The sequence below is a fragment of the Pseudomonas sp. TREG-RG-20F-10-E-6-01 genome, from assembly GCF_022662455.1.
Lineage (GTDB): Bacteria > Pseudomonadota > Gammaproteobacteria > Pseudomonadales > Pseudomonadaceae > Aquipseudomonas.
This window is the reverse complement of record NZ_JAKNQP010000003.1, coordinates 136,527-152,409: the sequence shown is the minus strand read 5'-3', so window position 1 is coordinate 152,409 and position 15,883 is coordinate 136,527. Positions and strand designations below refer to the sequence as shown.

The following is a 15,883-nucleotide window of genomic DNA, read 5'->3' as shown; positions in this document are numbered from 1 at the left end:
CTGTGACCGGCGCTTCCAAGGGTATCGGCGCGGCGATTGCCGAGCAATTGGCCCAGGACGGCGCCGGCGTGATCGTCAACTACGCCAGCAGCCGTGAGGGTGCCTTGCCCTATGACAGCCCATGCGATTGATCCAGTTGAGCTTTCAAGCTGGCGACTTGCGCTTCAAGTTCGCGCACGCGTTCGCTAGCCGCAACTTCGACGCTGACATCCTTCTGGATGCCGATGTAATAGGTGAGCTGATCCGCCTTGTTAAACATGGGAGTAATCGATAGCTCATTCCAGAAGGCACTGCCGTCCTTACGGTAGTTGCGAATGATCTGCCGGCAGGGCTGATGCGACTTGATCGCCTCGCGGATCGCGACCAAGCCCGCCTGGTCTCGGTCGTCACCCTGCAGGAAGCGGCAGTCCTGGTACAGCGTTTCGTCAGTGCTGTAGCCGGTAAGGCGCATAAAGGCGGGGTTAGCGTAGATCAGGATATGCTCATCGCCTTCCTGCTCCGCAATGACAATGCCATCGTCCGAGGTTTCAATCATCAGTTTCAGCAGTTCTGCATCGATCATTTTCAGCGCCTCGGCGAAATTCAGATCATTCTAGGACAACTTGGCGGTTGAGCGCGTTCGGGGCGTCACTGACGAGCGGTGGTCATTAAAAGTGGAACTCCGACTCTTCACCACCGGTCAACTTTTCTGTCCACATCCCTTGGCTGCGATGGTGTTTAACGTGGCGCCATCGCAGTGGGTTTTTTTGAGCGTCCCACTGACACGAAGGTTTATGAATATGAAGAGTGAACAGGTTGAAGGTGTTGCAGAGAAGCTGGCCGGCAAGGCGCAGAGCGCGGTCGGAAAACTGATGGGTGATTCGAAGCTGCAAGCTGAAGGCGCTGGACGTCAAGCTTCTGGCCAGCTGACCCAAACCTATGGCGATGCACTCGACAGCGTGTCTACGTTCGTTAAGGAAAAACCGGTTGCTGCACTGGCCATCGGCGCAATAGCCCTGCTTGTACTTGACCGTCTCTTGCGCCGCTAAGCCGCAAGGAGAGGGCTTCTACAGCTTTCCCTCGCACTGCCCAGGGCATCTACTTTGGCAGTGCGAGGACCTGATATTCCCAAGTGCTTATAGGCCTGCAAGCCTACCCATATCTATTTATTGGTAAGGCGCAGCGCAATGGATAAGACAATCACTCGGATCAACTGGCCACCGACCTTAGGTCAATCACCGAGGTATGGCTCGGCGGGACGCATACCCGGCTCGCCAAGGCGTTGAACGTGCCTACAAAAGCATTGGCGTGAATCGATCGAGGAACAGATCTGTTTATGCGCATTAATGCTGGGTCAAACAAATGCAATGATGCCGCCATTGCCTCCACCGCATCCAGGAATGCCCATGTTCGAACATCTCGACCTCAACGCGCTTATTGCCGTCTACGGCTACTGGGTCATCTTCGTGGGCTGCCTGCTGGAAGGCGAAACAGTTTTGCTTCTCGGCGGTATGGCTGCACACCAGGGCACTCTGCAATGGCTGCATGTGATCGGCTGGGCCACCCTGGGCGGCATACTCGGCGATCAGTTACTGTTCTGGACCGGACGTTATTCCGGGAGTCGCCTGCTGCCCAAACTGAAGCGTCACCAGTCTGCCATTCAACGGGTGGAGCGCCTTATCCATCGCTACCCCATGACGTCTGTATTCGCTGTGCGCTTTCTCTACGGAATGCGCTTGGTGGGGCCTATGGTGATCGGTGCAAGCGGTCTGGCACCCTGGCGTTTCGCGCTGATCAATGTGCTGAGTGCGGCGATCTGGGCCACCCTGTTCGTCAGCGCCGGCTATTGGGCTGGCGAAGCACTGCAGCATTTTTTTGGCGACCTGAGACCGTATCGCCTGCCAATCTTTATCGGGGTGGTAGCACTTGTAGCCCTTGCGGCGCTGGTGCGGTATTTGCGCCGCCGGACCAAGGCGTTGCACCGCTGAGGGAGTGGTCATCCAGGCTCTTCGTCGGCCCATGACCAAGCAAAGCGTTCCAGGTGTGCTTTTTTTTCGATGTGGGCTGCTCGTCTGAGCCGGGGTTGGAAGCAGGCACCGCGCAACGGCTATCGACACAGCGGCGGCCACTGTCTGGGCGAGGTAACTTTTTTGCTGTGCTGCGTACGGTCATGCCTGCTGTCATGAACGGATCGCCTGCGCCTTCGATATCAAGGTGGGTGGTGATGCAAAATAATCAAAAAGAAAGGCCGCCCATGAGATCAGGGGCGGCCTTGTTGCTCTGTCGGGTCGACGCTCAATTGCCTCTGTAGGTAGAGAAACCGTAGGGGCTGAGCAGTAATGGGATGTGGTAGTGCGAAAGTGTCCCGTCTACCTCAAAAATGACCGGTACCTCCGGAAAGAAACTTGCAACTTGGTGCGCTTTGAACCACTCCCCGGTTTTGAAGGTGACACGGTAGGTGCCTTTCTCCAGCGCCTGACCATCGGGGTACAACCCGGGAATACGCCCTTGCTCATTTGTCGCGGCGCTGTTGAGCATTTTCCAGCTTTCGCCGTCCTGTTTTTCCAGCGTGACATTGACGCCAGGGGAGGGCAGACCATCTTGTAAGTTGAGTACATGCACGCTGAGCGGGTTTCCTGCCGCTAACGCCAGTGACGATACGACACTCAATACAAGGCCCGCGAAGAACGTTTTTAATCCAGTCATGATGATGTCCTTAGTTTTTGACGGTAGGTAAGATTTTGTTGATAGCGGCCAATGCGCAACCTTCATCGTTTGCTGCACCACCGGCACCGGCCACGCCGATCGCGCCAATGACTTGCCCTTCAAACAGCAACGGCACGCCGCCGCCCAGCAGCAATAGCTCATGCAGGGTGTTGAGGTTTTCCGCATCGGGGGTGCTGCGGGCACGCTCTGCCAATAGTCGTGTTGGCGTCTTGGTCGATAGGGCGGTATAGGCCTTGCGTTGGGCGGCTAATGTGTTGTGTGGGCCCACGTTATCGTCACGCTGCAAGGCGACCAGATTGCCCCCACGGTCGACAATGGCAGCAACACCTGTACGGCCATCGGCATGACAGGCTGTCAGCGCGGCGTTCAGCAAATCATTGGCCATTGCCAGTGAGACATCGCTGCGCTGCAGCACTTGATCCGGGGCTGCAATGGCGAGCGCTGAGTTCATTGCGAGTGACATCAGCAATGAGGTCGATAGGCGTATACGCATGCTTTGTCCTTTGATTGGTCTGGCTGAGTCATAGCCAGGCATGATGCCCCGTGCACTCCGTCAGAATGATTGCCTGATGATTACCAAGATGTAATGTGCCAAAACGCGCGGGCGCGCTAGCCTATGCGCCAGTTCCGGAGGAAAAGATGCGTATCCTGGTTGTAGAAGATGAAGCGAAAACAGCGGATTACCTGCACAAAGCCCTGACTGAATCGGGTTACGTGGTGGAAGTCGCCCTGGATGGCCTGGAGGGCCAGTATCTGGCGCAGGAAAGTGAGTTCGACCTGATCATCCTGGACGTCATGCTGCCGGGCCTGGACGGATGGCAATTGCTGCAGATTATTCGGCGCAAGTGGCAAACCCCGGTGCTTTTTCTGACTGCCAGGGACTCTGTGGAGGATCGGGTCAAGGGGCTTGAGTCAGGGGCCGATGATTACCTGGTCAAACCTTTTTCCTATGCCGAGTTGTTGGCGCGCGTACGTACTCTGCTGCGCAGGGGGCCGCCACGTGAGGTCGAGCAGTTCCTGGCTGCAGACCTGAGCCTGGATCTGTTGCGGCGTAAAGTTACGCGCGGGGGAGAGCGCCTCACCTTGACCAACAAGGAGTTTGCCCTGTTGCACCTGCTGGTCAGCCGTGAAGGGGAGGTGCTATCGCGCTCGTTGATTGCTTCGCAGATCTGGCAGATGAACTTTGACAGTGATACCAATGTGGTCGACGTCGCAATCCGGCGACTGCGCGCCAAGGTTGACGATCCTTACCCGCTCAAGTTGATACAGACAGTGCGTGGCATCGGCTACATGCTTGAGGTGCAATCCTGAAACTGTTTCCGCGCGCCCTGAGCTTGCGCCTGGCGGTCATGTTCGCGTTGGTCAGCGCGCTGCTGCTGGGCTCCATTGGTTTTTATCTTTATCAGTCGTTACAGCGAGAAATCGCCTGGCGCGATGACCAGGCCCTGCTCGGGCGCCTGGAGCGCATGCAGGTGTTGATCAACGACAGTGTCAGCGTCGAGCAACTCAGAAATCGGCCCAAGCTATACGAAAACATGCTGGGCAATCGCGACAACCTGCTGTGGATTGTCGATGACACAGGCCAGGTGCTGATCGAAATCAACCCCGTCAGCATGAGCTTGCCCAGGTTACCGGCTGCAGCCCAGGCTCAGGTGGGTGACGGTGACACTTCGGTGCCGGTGCGGCTTGCCTGGCAGCATGTCATGCAGGGTGATCGCGGCTTGACCCTGATTGCTGGCAAGTTGTTGAGCGAGCGCGAGCAAATGCTGGGGGCTTACCGACTCAAGCTCTGGCTCGCGATGTCGGTCGGCGCATTGCTGGCTTTTGTACTCGGCGGGTGGGTCAGTCAGCGAGGCTTACGACCTGTGCGCCTGCTGGCCAAGCGCGCTGCCGCCATTGATGCACACCATCTGCATCTGCGGCTGGATGAGTTCAACGAATTCAGTGAACTGCAAATGCTCAGCCAGGCGCTTAATCAAATGCTTGCGCGCCTCGAAGAGGGCTTCGCCCAGCTCTCACGATTCTCAGAGGATCTCGCCCATGAGATGCGTACCCCGCTCACCAACCTGATGGGGCATACCCAACAATCGCTCAGGCATGGTCGTTCAATTGAGGACTACCAGAACCTGCTGGTTTCCAATCAGGAAGAATATGAGCGTCTGGCGCGAATGATCGACAGCATGCTGTTTCTCGCTCGTAACGAGCAGTCGCATGCATCGGTGAGTGATGAGCTCATCAACCTGCACGATCTAGTCGAGCAACTGTGTGAGTATTTTGAAGGCGTGGCGCAAGAGCGTGACGTCACGCTGATCAATCAGGCCCATGACCACGTGCGTGCTGATCCGGCCTTGGTCCGTCGAGCATTGGCTAACCTGCTGTCCAACGCGCTGCGTTATGGCGCTACTGCTAGCGCAGTGACGATTAGCAGTGTGGTGTGGGAGGACAGGATCGAAGTCACTGTGCACAACCAAGGCCCGCCGATTTCGGCGCAACATCTACCTCGGTTGTTTGAGCGCTTCTACCGGTGCGACCCGTCACGCAATCAGCCGGACGATTCTGGTGGCTTGGGATTAGCAATCGTCCGTTCAATTATGCAATTGCATGGCGGGCGGGTAACCGTTGAGAGCACTGGAGCAGGTACACGCTTTTGCTTGGTGTTTGTGCTACAGAAGGCTTAAGCGAATGCCCTTAAGCCTATCCGTTGTGGCACGACCTAGGGGATCAAGCGCATCTCGCGGAGTTTGTCGAACACATCGAAAAATGCTTGATCGCTCGCCTGGTAGGCGGTGAAGCCCATTGCACGGCTTTTCGACATATCAGTCACGACTTCGATGGGTCTACCAAGGTCTGCATCGGTATGCCATGGGGATATCAGGCGACCAATATCAGCTTCCTTCAAGCCGTGCTCCGCGACTATTTGCGTCCACACCGCTTGGTCGTCAGCCATTTGCTGCTCGAGCGGTGAGAGTGAGGCAGGATAATCGGCAGCAGGCACGTCGAAGTATTCGGCAATTCGGCCCCACATCCATTTCCAGCGAAACACATCGCCATTAGTGACATTGAATGCCTGGTTGGCTGCCGCCGGCGTGGTGGCCGCCCACAGTTGTTGTTTCGCCAACTGCCGTGCATCCGTCATGTCGGTGAGGCTGTCCCACTGCACTCTTGATCCCGGAAATACAAAAGGGCGATTCGTCTGTTTGCAAACCGAGGCGTAGACGGCGAGGGTGGTCGCCATATTCATCGCGTTGCCTACGGCAACCCCGGTGACGGTATGCGGGCGATGAACGCTCCAGGTGAAGCCGTCCTTTTCAGCCGCGGCGAAAAGTTCGTCCTCCTGGGCGTAATAGAAATTCTCGACATTCAGACGATCCTGCTCTTCGCGAAACGGTGTTTGCGGAAGGCTGCCTTTACCATAGGCTTCGAACGGGCCGAGGTAGTGTTTCAGGCCAGTAACCAGTGCTACGTGCTCAACGCTCTTGGCGGGTCGAACGGCGGCCAGCACGTTGCGAACCATGGCGGCATTAACGCGAATGTTTTCCGCCTCCGTGGCTTGCCGCGACCATGTGGTGATGAACACATGAGTAGGTTTCAGATCCGCAAGCGCATGTTCCAGCGAGGCAGGATCCTGAAGGTCTGCCGCGATGGGGATCACGCCTTGCGATTGCGACGGGTGCCTTGATAGCGCGGCGACCTGCCACTTGTTGTCGATCAGTAATTGAGTGATGGCGCTGCCAACGATGCCGCTGGCGCCGACGACTAAAGCTGTTTGGCTCATGAGTTCCTCCTAGATTTAGAGTTGGGAGTCCACCTGAGCAACGGAGGTTCAATCTAAACTGGAGTGCACGCAAGTAATCGTCGAATGGCGGCAAGCTCAACACCAATATATAAGCCCTTTGCGGGTCGCCTCCGTTAATGGTGGTCCCTGGGGCTCAGTGTTTGGGGCTCGCGACGCCCTCTGAGGCCCGTGCCAGCGCCTGCGTGTCAACATATTCCCGGATGTTGGTCAGCTTTTGAAGAGCGTGCCGGGTTCTCGCATTATCGCGGCGGTCCGCAATCCTGCGAAGGCACAAGATCTGGCTGAACGCGGAGTGGTTGTACGCGAGGCAGACTACGCAAGGCCTGAAACATTAGCCCGCGCGTTTGAGGGAGTGGAAAAGCTTATTTTGATTTCCTCTAGCGAAGTAAACGGGCGGCTGCCTTTACACCGCGCCGTCATTGATGCGGCGAAACAGGCGGGCGTTTCACTGCTGGCTTACACCAGTATGTTACACGCCGATTCATCGACCGCTCAGCTCGCGATAGAACACCGACAAACTGAAGAAGCGATCGCTGCGTCCGTCATCCTGCGCAACGGTTGGTACACTGAAAACCACTTATACGCGTTGCCTGCTGCACTTGAGCATGGTGCGTTCGTAGGCTCTGCAAAGTACGGACGCTTTTCCTCGGCGGCGCGTAAAGATTACGCAGCGGCGGCAGCGGCGGTCCTGACTAAAGGCAGCCATGCAGGCGAAATATATGAGCTGGCAGCCGATCAGGCCTTCACCCTGGCCGAACTGGCGGCTGAGGTCTCCCGCCAGTCCGGCAAGCCTGTGGTCTACAACGATCTTCCTGAGCAGGACTACGCAAAATTGCTGGTTGATTTTGGGCTTCCTGCTGATCTTGCCGCCTTGCTGGCTGACGCAGATGCCGCGGCGTCCCGCGGAGCGCTGTTTGATGACGGAGGTGTTTTATCAACGTTGATTGGCCGTCCATCGATACCGATGAAGGAATTGGTCGCGTTGGCTCTTCGCGCCTAATTATCAATAGATCCTTCGCGCCGCCACCACATTTTAAGGGGGGGGCGCTTGTTGAAGGTTGGCTCACAGAGCCATGGTCCTGTCGTGGATGGGCATGGCCTGGTTGCCGTAATGAGCTGCTCAATGGAGGTGGTTGTTGCAGGAGCTCTCAGTCGGTTAGCAGGGTAAGGGGCTCGTGAGGAAGCTGCTCGGGCGAAGCGGACTGTTCGATAGCAAAGAGGGTTCCATTCCCTTGAAGACAAGCGCGCTTGGTTGACCAGCTCTGCACGCAGAACTCCTCCTTCAGCAGTATCATCACTGAGTACTGCATCAAGCATTCCAGCCACATTCTGCACTTTTATTGTTGTTCAAAGCGATTGTCGTCGCTCGAACTGTGCGCGTAATAGCTTGGCGCTCAAATCCTCCCAATGCTCGACAAACGCTGTGCGGGCTGTTTCGAAGTCGCGACTGCGAAGGCAGGCTATCAAGTGCTCATGGTCCTCGACGATTTGCTTGGGGTCCTCATAACAGGGCTGTTGCAGTACTAGCAGCAGCTCAATCTCGCTCTCCAGCATGGCATAGCTGCGCTGCAGGCGTGCGCTGCCACTGGCGCGGATGATGGCTCGGTGGAAGTCACCATCGGCGGTGACAATGTCTGAGCGTGGAGTGTCGGGTGCGGCATTGCGCAATCTTTCAACGGCGTCCAGCGCGTCAGCTGGAACCGTGCCATTGAGGATAATCATGCGCACCGCTTCAGTTTCCAGTACCCCGCGCAGCCGAGCAATATCGACGATGTCATCCGGGCCGAACTCGGGTATGCAGAACCCGCGATGAGGTACTTTCAGCAACAAGCCGAATGACACCAGCAGCTGTGCTGCGCTGCGAAACGTGTTGCGCGCCACTTCGTACTCATCCGCCATCTTGACGTCTCGCAGGAATTCGCCTGGCTCGAAGTCACCGTTCAGGATCCTGGCCTTGAGCTTTGCAGCCAGTGCTTCGACCGCTGAGAGCTTGACTGGGGATGTTTCAATGTTCGTGCTGGAAAAAATCATGTTAACCACGACGAGGGTTGGGGCTCGGTAGAGCGAGCGATTCTAATACGCCCGCGGTGACGCTCGCCAGCGAGGTCGCTGGTCTTCTTGTAAATTGTGCAACAACTATATTTTTTTTGAGTTTTTTTTGATTTTTTAAATCATTATAAGCTTTTGATTATTATTGATTTTGTTAAATGTCTTATCTGAAAGCCAGCTAGAAGCTCGAAATATTTCCTTCCAATTAAAATAATTGTAGCACAATATATTTGCATCGATGTCGTGCCATGCATGGCTTTCCACGCCCAGGAGTCCGGCAATGCAAGTAATTGGGAAAGATGAGTCCAGCGAAAGCCTTGTCGCCTTACAGGGAGATTTGGCGGCGCCTTTCACGCCAGTGTCGCTTGAGGAAGGTCGGCGTATTGTGCTGGAGCAGTTTGGTATCAGCGCGCAGTTGACGCGATTTGCCACGGAAAAAGACGATACGTTTCGCTGCGATTGTTCAAGCGGCCAATCCTACGTGCTCAAGATCGCCAACCCGCAGGAAGCGCCCGTTGAGCTCTCGCTGCAAATCGAAGTGATGCAGCATATTGGGCGCAGGGCGCCTCAGTTACCGATCCCCAGGGTTTACCCCGCACTGGACGACAGGTACCTGACCACCGTAGTAACTGAAAGTGGTGAGTCAAGGCAGGTGAGGCTTCTGAGCTTTATGCCAGGCACACCATTGGATAAAACCACCCTCAACTCCCTGGGGCGCGAGCAGATCGGCCAATTGCTTGCGCACCTGAGGCTGGCCACTGCCGACTTTACCCACCCGGCAGAATCGCGCAAGGTCTGCTGGGATGTGCAGCACCTGCGGATGCTTGAGCCGATGCTCAACGGTGTCGTCGAGCCCGCGCGCCGGCACTCGCTGGAGCGGGCACTCGAACGCTTTGGCGAGGTAGAGGGCTTGATCGCTGGGTGCCGACAACAAGTGCTGCATAACGACTTCAATACCTCGAACATCGTCATCGATGCGCATCGCCCGCAATGTGTCGGAGCGATCATCGATTTCGGCGACACGGTCAAGACCGCTATTGCCATCGATGTGTCTACAGCCATGATGAACCAGTTGCTCGCGGTGCAACCCGGCCAGGACCTCGATATTTTTGCCCCCGCCAAGGATCTGCTCAGAGGTTACCTGCGGGTCGCCGACCTGACGCCAGAGGAGCTGGCCCTTATCCCGCACCTGGCCATGGCACGCCTGGTTGCCAGAGCGTTGATTACCACCTGGCGCTCGCAGCTTTTCCCGCAGAACAGCGCCTACATCTTAAGGAATGCCGCGCCGGGATGGGGCCAGTTGGATTGGATGCTTAACCGGTCACCGTCACAGATGTCAGCGCTTTTGATGCACTTCGCCGACTGATTCATCCATAGCTTAGGGGGGGTTTAAATGAGCAACTCAAATATCCGGGCTGTCCGTGGTGACATGCCTAACGGCTTCAACCCTGCCAACGCCGATCGCCTGGACCCTGCTGCACGTGAACATATTCAGCGTCGGATCGATTTGCTGGGGCCCGCCTATCGGTTGTTCTACAACGAGCCGGTGGGGGTTGTGCGTGGCGAAGGGGCTTACCTGTACGATAAGGACGGCAACGAGTACCTGGACGCCTACAACAACGTGGTGTCGTTGGGGCATTGCCATCCGCGCGTTATCGCTGCGGTCACTGAACAGATGAATAAGCTGTGCAGCCACACTCGGTACATGCAGGACGGCATTCTTGACTACGCCGAACAGCTGCGCGCCACGGCGGACGGAGAGATGGCCGCCGAAGGGCACTTGATGTTCACCTGCAGTGGTTCGGAAGCCAACGATCTTGCCATCCGCATTGCACGGCATCACACCGGCAATACGGGCGTCATCGTCACCGCCGAGGCCTACCACGGCAACTCGGCGACCGTGGCAGCCTTTTCGCCGTCGCTGGGTATCAATGCCAAGCTCGACCCGTTCGTGCGCCGGGTGCCTGCTCCGGACTCCTATCGCATCCCACGTGAAGCACTGGGCCGCTATATGGCCGACCAAGTGGCGGCGCAGATCCGCGATATCCAACGCCATGGGGGGGGAGTCGCGGCGTTCATTGCCGACTGCCTGTTTTCGTCCGATGGCCTGTTCTGTGATCCGGTCGATGTATTCGGGCCGATCGCCGAGGTGGTGCGCAAGGCGGGAGGCCTGTTCATCGCCGATGAGGTCCAGTCGGGGTTTGGTCGCAGCGGCACGCATTTCTGGGGGCATCAACGCCACGCGGTGGTGCCGGACATCATCACCATGGGCAAACCCATGGGCAACGGCTACCCAGTGGCGGGATTGATGGTGCGTCCGGAAGTGGTCGCAAGTTTCGGTCGCGACATGCGCTATTTCAATACGTTTGGCGGCAACAGCGTCGCGATCGCGGCCGCTCAGGCGACGCTGGATGTCATTACCGAAGAGCAGTTGATGGCCAACGCCAACCGTGTGGGCAGCCTGATCATGGCGGGTCTCAACGACCTGGCTGCCCGGTACGAGCAGATTGGCGACGTGCGAGGCACCGGCATGTACTTCGCGGTCGAGCTGGTAAAGGACCGGGCCAACAAAACGCCGGACATGCAGACCGCTTTGCGCCTGGTCAACCATCTGCGGGACAAACGCGTGCTCATTTCTGCGACCGGACCCGATGCGAGCATTCTGAAAATTCGCCCGCCCTTGATCTGGACAGCAAGGGAGGCGGGTCGGCTGCTGGACGCCTTGGAAAGCGCTTTTGCCGAGTTGTAAAGCCCACCCCGGTGTCTCGATAAAGCTGCTGGGGCGTGCCTTTAAAACGGTAGTTTGTACCAAGTAACCCAGCGTTTAAGCGCTTATGCACGGCCTCATGGTGATGTAATAAATTCATGAGGGCCGGATGCTCGGCACCCCACAGCGGCTTGCGCCGTAATGACCTCAGCACTGATTAAGGACCGCATTCATGAGCGTTCTTCGCCCCAAGTACATTACCTTCGACTGCTACGGCACATTGACCAACTTCAAAACCGCAGCCCTGACGCGCGATCTGTTTGCCGATCGCATCCCGGCTGAGCGAATGGACCAGTTCATCAAGGACTACGCGGCCTATCGCTTGGACCAGGTCATGGGTGACTGGCTGCCTTATGACCAGATTCTCAAGATAGCCTTGGCGCGCACGTGCAAGCGTTGGGGCATCGAATACCGCGACGAAGGCCAGGTGTACTACGACGCCGTGCCGACCTGGGGACCGCATCCCGACGTGCCGGCGGGTCTGGCGAAAATCGCCGGCAAGATTCCCCTGGTGATTTTTTCCAACGCCATGGACGAACAAATCATGTCCAACGTCGACAAGCTCGGCGCACCGTTTCACAAGGTCTTCACCGCCCAGCAGGCCCAGGCCTACAAACCACGTCTGGCGGCTTTCGAGTTCATGCTCGATAACCTGGGCTGCAGGCCGGAGGACGTGCTGCATGTTTCATCGAGCTTTCGCTATGACCTGATGTCGGCCCACGACATGAAGATCAAGCACAAAGCCTTCGTGGCCCGGGGGCATGAACAGCCGGCCAATGCAGCCTTCGGCTACCACCAGATCCCGGATATCGGCGGGCTGGCCGGACTGGTCGGGCTTTAGCAACAGGTCACTCTTCTGATCCCATTTGGATAACTAGAACATGCCAGCACCCTTAATTCCCGTGCATACCTCTGCCGATCTGCCGGCAGAGGCTGATGTGGTCGTGATCGGCGGCGGTATCATCGGCGCCTTTACCGCCTATTATCTTGCCAGACGCGGCATGAAGGTCGCCCTGGTCGAAAAGGGCCGCATAGGCGCCGAGCAATCAAGCCGTAACTGGGGCTGGTGCCGTCAGCAGAATCGCGATGCGCGTGAGTTGCCGATGGCCACCAAAAGCCTTGAACTGTGGGAGCAATTCGCCGCGCAAACCGGTGAGCAGACCGGTTTTACGCGGTGCGGCTTACTTTACCTAAGCAACAACGACGAGGAGCTGGAAGGGTGGGCGCGCTGGGGCGAGTTTGCGCGTACGGTCAACGTGCAAACCCAGATGCTCACCGCCGAGCAGGCCGCAGAGCGTGGCAGGGCGACTGGCACGTCTTGGAGGGGTGGGGTGTTTGCGCCCACCGATGGCATAGCCGACCCTTCCCGCGCAGCCCCCGCGGTCGCATGCGCGATCATGGCACTGGGCAGTAGCGTGCACCAGGATTGCGCCGTGCGGGGCGTCGAGACCGAAGGCGGTCGATTGTCGGCGGTGATCACCGAAAAAGGCACCATACGCACCCGGCTCGCGGTGCTTGCCGCCGGCGCCTGGGCTTCGTCGTTCTGCCGCCAATACGGTATTCGGTTCCCGCAAGCGACGATTCGTCAGACCGTTCTTTCGGTCACCGCTCCGAGCCAGGAAATTCCCAGTGCGCTGCATACCGCTGGCGCGTCCATGACCCGCCGCTTCGATGGCGGTTACACGCTGGCGATCAGCGGACGAGGTCGAGTCGACATCACTCCGCAGTTGTTGGGGGTCTCTACGCAATTCTTGCCGATGTTTCAGCGCCGCTGGCGCAACCTTGCGCTTGGGGGGCTGGAAGGCTGGCACGCAGGCCACGAAAGCTTGAAGCGCTGGCGCCTGGACCAGCCCACGCCGATGGAGAGAATGCGAATTCTCGATCCAAGCGCTGATGCCTCGACAGTTGCGTTGACTTACAAGCGCGCGGTGCAATTGGTGCCGGCTTTGCAAGGAACGTCGATCAAGGCGTCCTGGGCCGGCTATGTGGACAGTACGCCGGACGGTGTTCCCGGTATCGGCGAAATGGCCAGCCTGCCAGGGTTGGTGATCGCGGCAGGGTTCAGCGGGCATGGTTTTGGTATTGGTCCGGGCGCGGGTCATCTGATTGCCGATATCGTCAGCGGTATGACCCCCATTGTTGATCCGCGTCCTTATCACCCAGACCGTTTTCAGACGTCCGCCTGGGGTAAGGTGGCGGACTTCTGAGTTGAAGCCGTTTTGTTGAAAAGTATTGAGAACGCGCCTTCGCGTTTCAAGTATCCGCTGGAACCGTTTCTTGTGCGAAATGAACACCACCCGTCGACCGCCATTGACCGCGTTCTTTTTTATTGCAGGCTGAATTCGGCTTGTTGGCCAGGCTGTTCAGCCCGTGATTAGCGTCCGTCGCTATCGAAGAAACTGGCTCGAATTTTGTCAGCCAGCGCCATCAATGGTTTGGCATATTGAGCGATCACTGCTTCAATCGACTTAGGGGTCGATACGCTGATATTCAATATGTGGTCCTGATAATTACGTATGCCAAGTGGCGTGGAAATGGCCACAACTTCGGCCTGCCAGGAAGCAGCGCAATACCCTCGGAGTCGCACGCTTTCGCAGGCGTAAGCAATCTCCGTTTCCTCGTACACCAGCATGCCGCTGCGGATAAGCGTCTGGGTCAGGCGACTGGTCGTGGACTTGGACAAACCTGTACGTTCGCTAATCTCGCCATTCCCCAAGTACTCCGGGCTTTCAACAATGACGTCGGCATGAGCGGTGAGGTGCAACAAGCCTAATCGGAGTTGGTCGGTTTCGGCCCCTATGCGATCACTGCGTGCGAAGCACAGGAATTTGGCAACCTGGGCCGCGCCAAGGATCTCAACTCTTAGAGTATCGCCGCCTTGGCCAGGTGCATATCTGCCTACGCCATGTATGGGGTGCCAGGGGTCGAGTGTTCGAATCACTCCGTCCCAACCATATAGCTCAATGACTTAGCCCAAACGGTAACGCTTGGGCTTTTCCATGCCTGCAAAATTAAGCCCTCGCCACAGGCCCATGACTCATTCACCAAATCCAATAATAGCCTTGGTTTCCAAATACTCCTCAAACCCCTGCACGCCATACTCCCGACCATTCCCTGAGCGCTTGTAGCCACCAAACGGCGCCATCGGATTCCACGCGGGGTAGTTCAGGTGCACTTGGCCCGCACGAATACGCGACGCCACGGCACGTGCCTGCGTCAAGTCGTGGCCCTGAACGTGGGCGCCCAAACCGTATACCGTGTCGTTGGCGATGGCGACGGCTTCATCCACCGTCTCATACGCAATGATGCACAGCACCGGGCCGAAGATTTCTTCCTGGGCAATGCGCATGGCGCTGTTCACGTCGGAGAAAACCGTGGGGCGGGTATAAAAACCCTTGTCAAAACCCAGCACACGCCCAGGCCCACCGCACACCAGTTTCGCACCCTCGTCGAGGCCTGCCTGGATCATCGCCTGGACGCGATTGAACTGGGCTTCGTTGGCGATGGGCCCCAATTGCGTGTCTTCCGATTGCGGGTCGCCAACGATGAGCGCATTTGCAGTCGCCGCCGCCAGGGCTTCGACCTCGGCCAAACGGTTTTTTGGCACGATCATGCGGGTCGGAGCGCTGCACGATTGCCCGACGTTGCGAAACGCGGACATCACCCCCAGCGGTACGGCCTTGGCGAAGTCGGCGTCGGGCAGCAACACATTCGGCGACTTGCCCCCCAGTTCCTGGGTGACGCGTTTCACCGTAGGGGCTGCCGCTTGGGCAACCAGCGCGCCTGCGCGGTTGGAGCCGGTGATTGAGATCATATCGATATCCGGATGTGCCGCCATGGCTGCGCCAACCTGGGCACCGCTTCCATTGACGAGGTTGAACACCCCGGGCGGCAGGCCTGCGTCATGCACCAGTTGTGCAAACAGCAGGGCACTCAGCGGCGACAGTTCGCTGGGTTTCAAGACCACGGTGCAGCCTGCGGCGATGGCCGGGGCGACTTTGGCGGTGATCTGATACAACGGCCAGTTCCACGGCGTGATAAGACCGCAGACGCCTATGGGCTCGCGCTGGATGGCGGTACCGCCTTCCACCGTCTGGAAGCGATAGCTGGACAGCAAATCACGAGCGACCCGAACGTGTTCGGCCGCCAACGGCACTTGCATTGCCCGAGCGAAGCCGATGGCGGCGCCCATTTCCAAGGAGAGCGCCTGTGCAAGCTGCTCTTTGCGCTCAAGGATAAGCTCGTGGATTTTCCCAAGCACCAACGCCCTGGACGCCGCGGGCGTTGCAGACCAACCGGCGAACGCCGCACGTGCTGCCGCAACGGCACGATCCACATCCTCGGCAGACCCGCTTGCGACCTGTGCAACCACCTCCTCATTGGCCGGGTTGACCACCGGCAAACTGGTGGCAATGGTCGGGGAAACCCAGCAGCCGTCGATATAAAGCTGCTGAGACGTTTTGTTCGAAGCGTGTATGGTCATCCAACTGGCTCCCTGGAGCGGCAATAGGCGCTGCGAACAGCAAGGCCCGGTGTCTCGCTAAGCTAGCAAAAGGTTTCAGCCC

Annotated in this window: 16 protein-coding genes and 1 pseudogene; 10 read left to right on the top strand and 7 right to left on the bottom strand. The window is 57.8% G+C overall.

From position 1 onward, the window contains the following. Positions 1-2 precede the first annotated feature (2 nt). Positions 3-104, top strand: a pseudogene (locus tag L8K08_RS11165) (SDR family NAD(P)-dependent oxidoreductase); the annotation flags it as partial. Positions 105-109: 5 nt separating this feature from the next. On the opposite strand, the gene L8K08_RS11160 reads toward L8K08_RS11165, so the two are convergent. Then, entirely contained in the window at positions 110-562 is a 453-nt protein-coding gene (locus L8K08_RS11160; protein WP_242196708.1) for a PAS domain-containing protein, read from the bottom strand. Positions 563-779: 217 nt separating this feature from the next. On the opposite strand from L8K08_RS11160, the gene L8K08_RS11155 reads away from it, so the two are divergent. Next, positions 780-1,028, top strand: a complete 249-nt coding sequence (locus L8K08_RS11155) for a CsbD family protein (protein ID WP_145160703.1) — start codon at positions 780-782, stop codon at positions 1,026-1,028. 357 nt (positions 1,029-1,385) lie between these two features. Continuing rightward, the gene (locus L8K08_RS11150) at positions 1,386-1,967 is read left to right on the top strand and encodes a DedA family protein (RefSeq protein ID WP_242196705.1); all 582 of its coding nucleotides are present in this window, start codon (positions 1,386-1,388) and stop codon (positions 1,965-1,967) included. Positions 1,968-2,274: 307 nt separating this feature from the next. On the opposite strand, the gene uraH is transcribed toward L8K08_RS11150, so the two are convergent. Both uraH and L8K08_RS11140 read right to left on the bottom strand, forming a co-directional pair. After that, a complete protein-coding gene (gene uraH, locus L8K08_RS11145) occupies positions 2,275-2,685 on the bottom strand; it encodes a hydroxyisourate hydrolase (RefSeq protein ID WP_242196702.1) in 411 nt (136 codons plus the stop codon). Positions 2,686-2,695: 10 nt separating this feature from the next. After that, positions 2,696-3,199 (bottom strand): heme-binding protein, encoded by a 504-nt coding sequence (locus L8K08_RS11140; protein ID WP_242197899.1) that lies wholly within the window; start codon positions 3,197-3,199, stop codon positions 2,696-2,698. 146 nt (positions 3,200-3,345) lie between these two features. Between L8K08_RS11140 and L8K08_RS11135 the strand changes: the two genes are divergently transcribed. Together L8K08_RS11135 and L8K08_RS11130 are read left to right on the top strand one after the other, a co-directional pair. Next, positions 3,346-4,017, top strand: coding sequence for a heavy metal response regulator transcription factor (locus tag L8K08_RS11135; protein ID WP_242196697.1), 672 nt, complete (start codon positions 3,346-3,348; stop codon positions 4,015-4,017). Continuing rightward, positions 4,014-5,384 carry a heavy metal sensor histidine kinase gene (locus L8K08_RS11130; protein WP_242197897.1) on the top strand — a complete coding sequence of 457 codons (1,371 nt, stop codon included), beginning with the start codon at positions 4,014-4,016 and terminating at the stop codon, positions 5,382-5,384. Before L8K08_RS11135 ends, L8K08_RS11130 begins: the two co-directional genes overlap by 4 nt. Positions 5,385-5,419: 35 nt before the next feature. Here the strand turns inward: L8K08_RS11130 and L8K08_RS11125 are convergent, their stop codons facing one another. Beyond that, positions 5,420-6,481 carry an SDR family oxidoreductase gene (locus L8K08_RS11125; RefSeq protein ID WP_145160711.1) on the bottom strand — a complete coding sequence of 354 codons (1,062 nt, stop codon included), beginning with the start codon at positions 6,479-6,481 and terminating at the stop codon, positions 5,420-5,422. A 199-nt stretch (positions 6,482-6,680) separates the two neighbouring features. On the opposite strand from L8K08_RS11125, the gene L8K08_RS11120 reads away from it, so the two are divergent. Continuing rightward, positions 6,681-7,502 (top strand): NAD(P)H-binding protein, encoded by an 822-nt coding sequence (locus tag L8K08_RS11120; RefSeq protein WP_242197895.1) that lies wholly within the window; start codon positions 6,681-6,683, stop codon positions 7,500-7,502. Positions 7,503-7,849: 347 nt separating this feature from the next. Here L8K08_RS11120 and L8K08_RS11115 read toward each other — a convergent pair whose 3' ends face one another. After that, positions 7,850-8,533, bottom strand: a complete 684-nt coding sequence (locus L8K08_RS11115) for a GntR family transcriptional regulator (RefSeq protein ID WP_145160716.1) — start codon at positions 8,531-8,533, stop codon at positions 7,850-7,852. A 256-nt stretch (positions 8,534-8,789) separates the two neighbouring features. Here L8K08_RS11115 and L8K08_RS11110 point away from each other — a divergent pair, with 256 nt between their 5' ends. The 4 genes from L8K08_RS11110 (at position 8,790) to L8K08_RS11095 (ending at position 13,525) form a co-directional block, all read left to right on the top strand. Further along, positions 8,790-9,917, top strand: a complete 1,128-nt coding sequence (locus L8K08_RS11110; RefSeq protein WP_242196694.1) for a phosphotransferase — start codon at positions 8,790-8,792, stop codon at positions 9,915-9,917. 27 nt (positions 9,918-9,944) lie between these two features. Beyond that, positions 9,945-11,300 carry an aspartate aminotransferase family protein gene (locus tag L8K08_RS11105; RefSeq protein ID WP_242196691.1) on the top strand — a complete coding sequence of 452 codons (1,356 nt, stop codon included), beginning with the start codon at positions 9,945-9,947 and terminating at the stop codon, positions 11,298-11,300. 190 nt (positions 11,301-11,490) lie between these two features. Then, on the top strand, positions 11,491-12,159 hold the full coding sequence (locus L8K08_RS11100; RefSeq protein ID WP_145160721.1) for a haloacid dehalogenase type II: 669 nt from the start codon (positions 11,491-11,493) through the stop codon (positions 12,157-12,159). A 40-nt stretch (positions 12,160-12,199) separates the two neighbouring features. Further along, positions 12,200-13,525 (top strand): FAD-binding oxidoreductase, encoded by a 1,326-nt coding sequence (locus L8K08_RS11095; protein WP_242196688.1) that lies wholly within the window; start codon positions 12,200-12,202, stop codon positions 13,523-13,525. A gap of 167 nt (positions 13,526-13,692) precedes the next feature. On the opposite strand, the gene L8K08_RS11090 is transcribed toward L8K08_RS11095, so the two are convergent. Both L8K08_RS11090 and L8K08_RS11085 read right to left on the bottom strand, forming a co-directional pair. Then, positions 13,693-14,085: a helix-turn-helix domain-containing protein gene (locus tag L8K08_RS11090; protein ID WP_242196685.1), complete on the bottom strand. Its 393-nt coding sequence runs from the start codon at positions 14,083-14,085 to the stop codon at positions 13,693-13,695. A 270-nt stretch (positions 14,086-14,355) separates the two neighbouring features. Next, positions 14,356-15,801 carry an aldehyde dehydrogenase family protein gene (locus tag L8K08_RS11085; protein ID WP_242196682.1) on the bottom strand — a complete coding sequence of 482 codons (1,446 nt, stop codon included), beginning with the start codon at positions 15,799-15,801 and terminating at the stop codon, positions 14,356-14,358. Positions 15,802-15,883 lie beyond the last annotated feature (82 nt).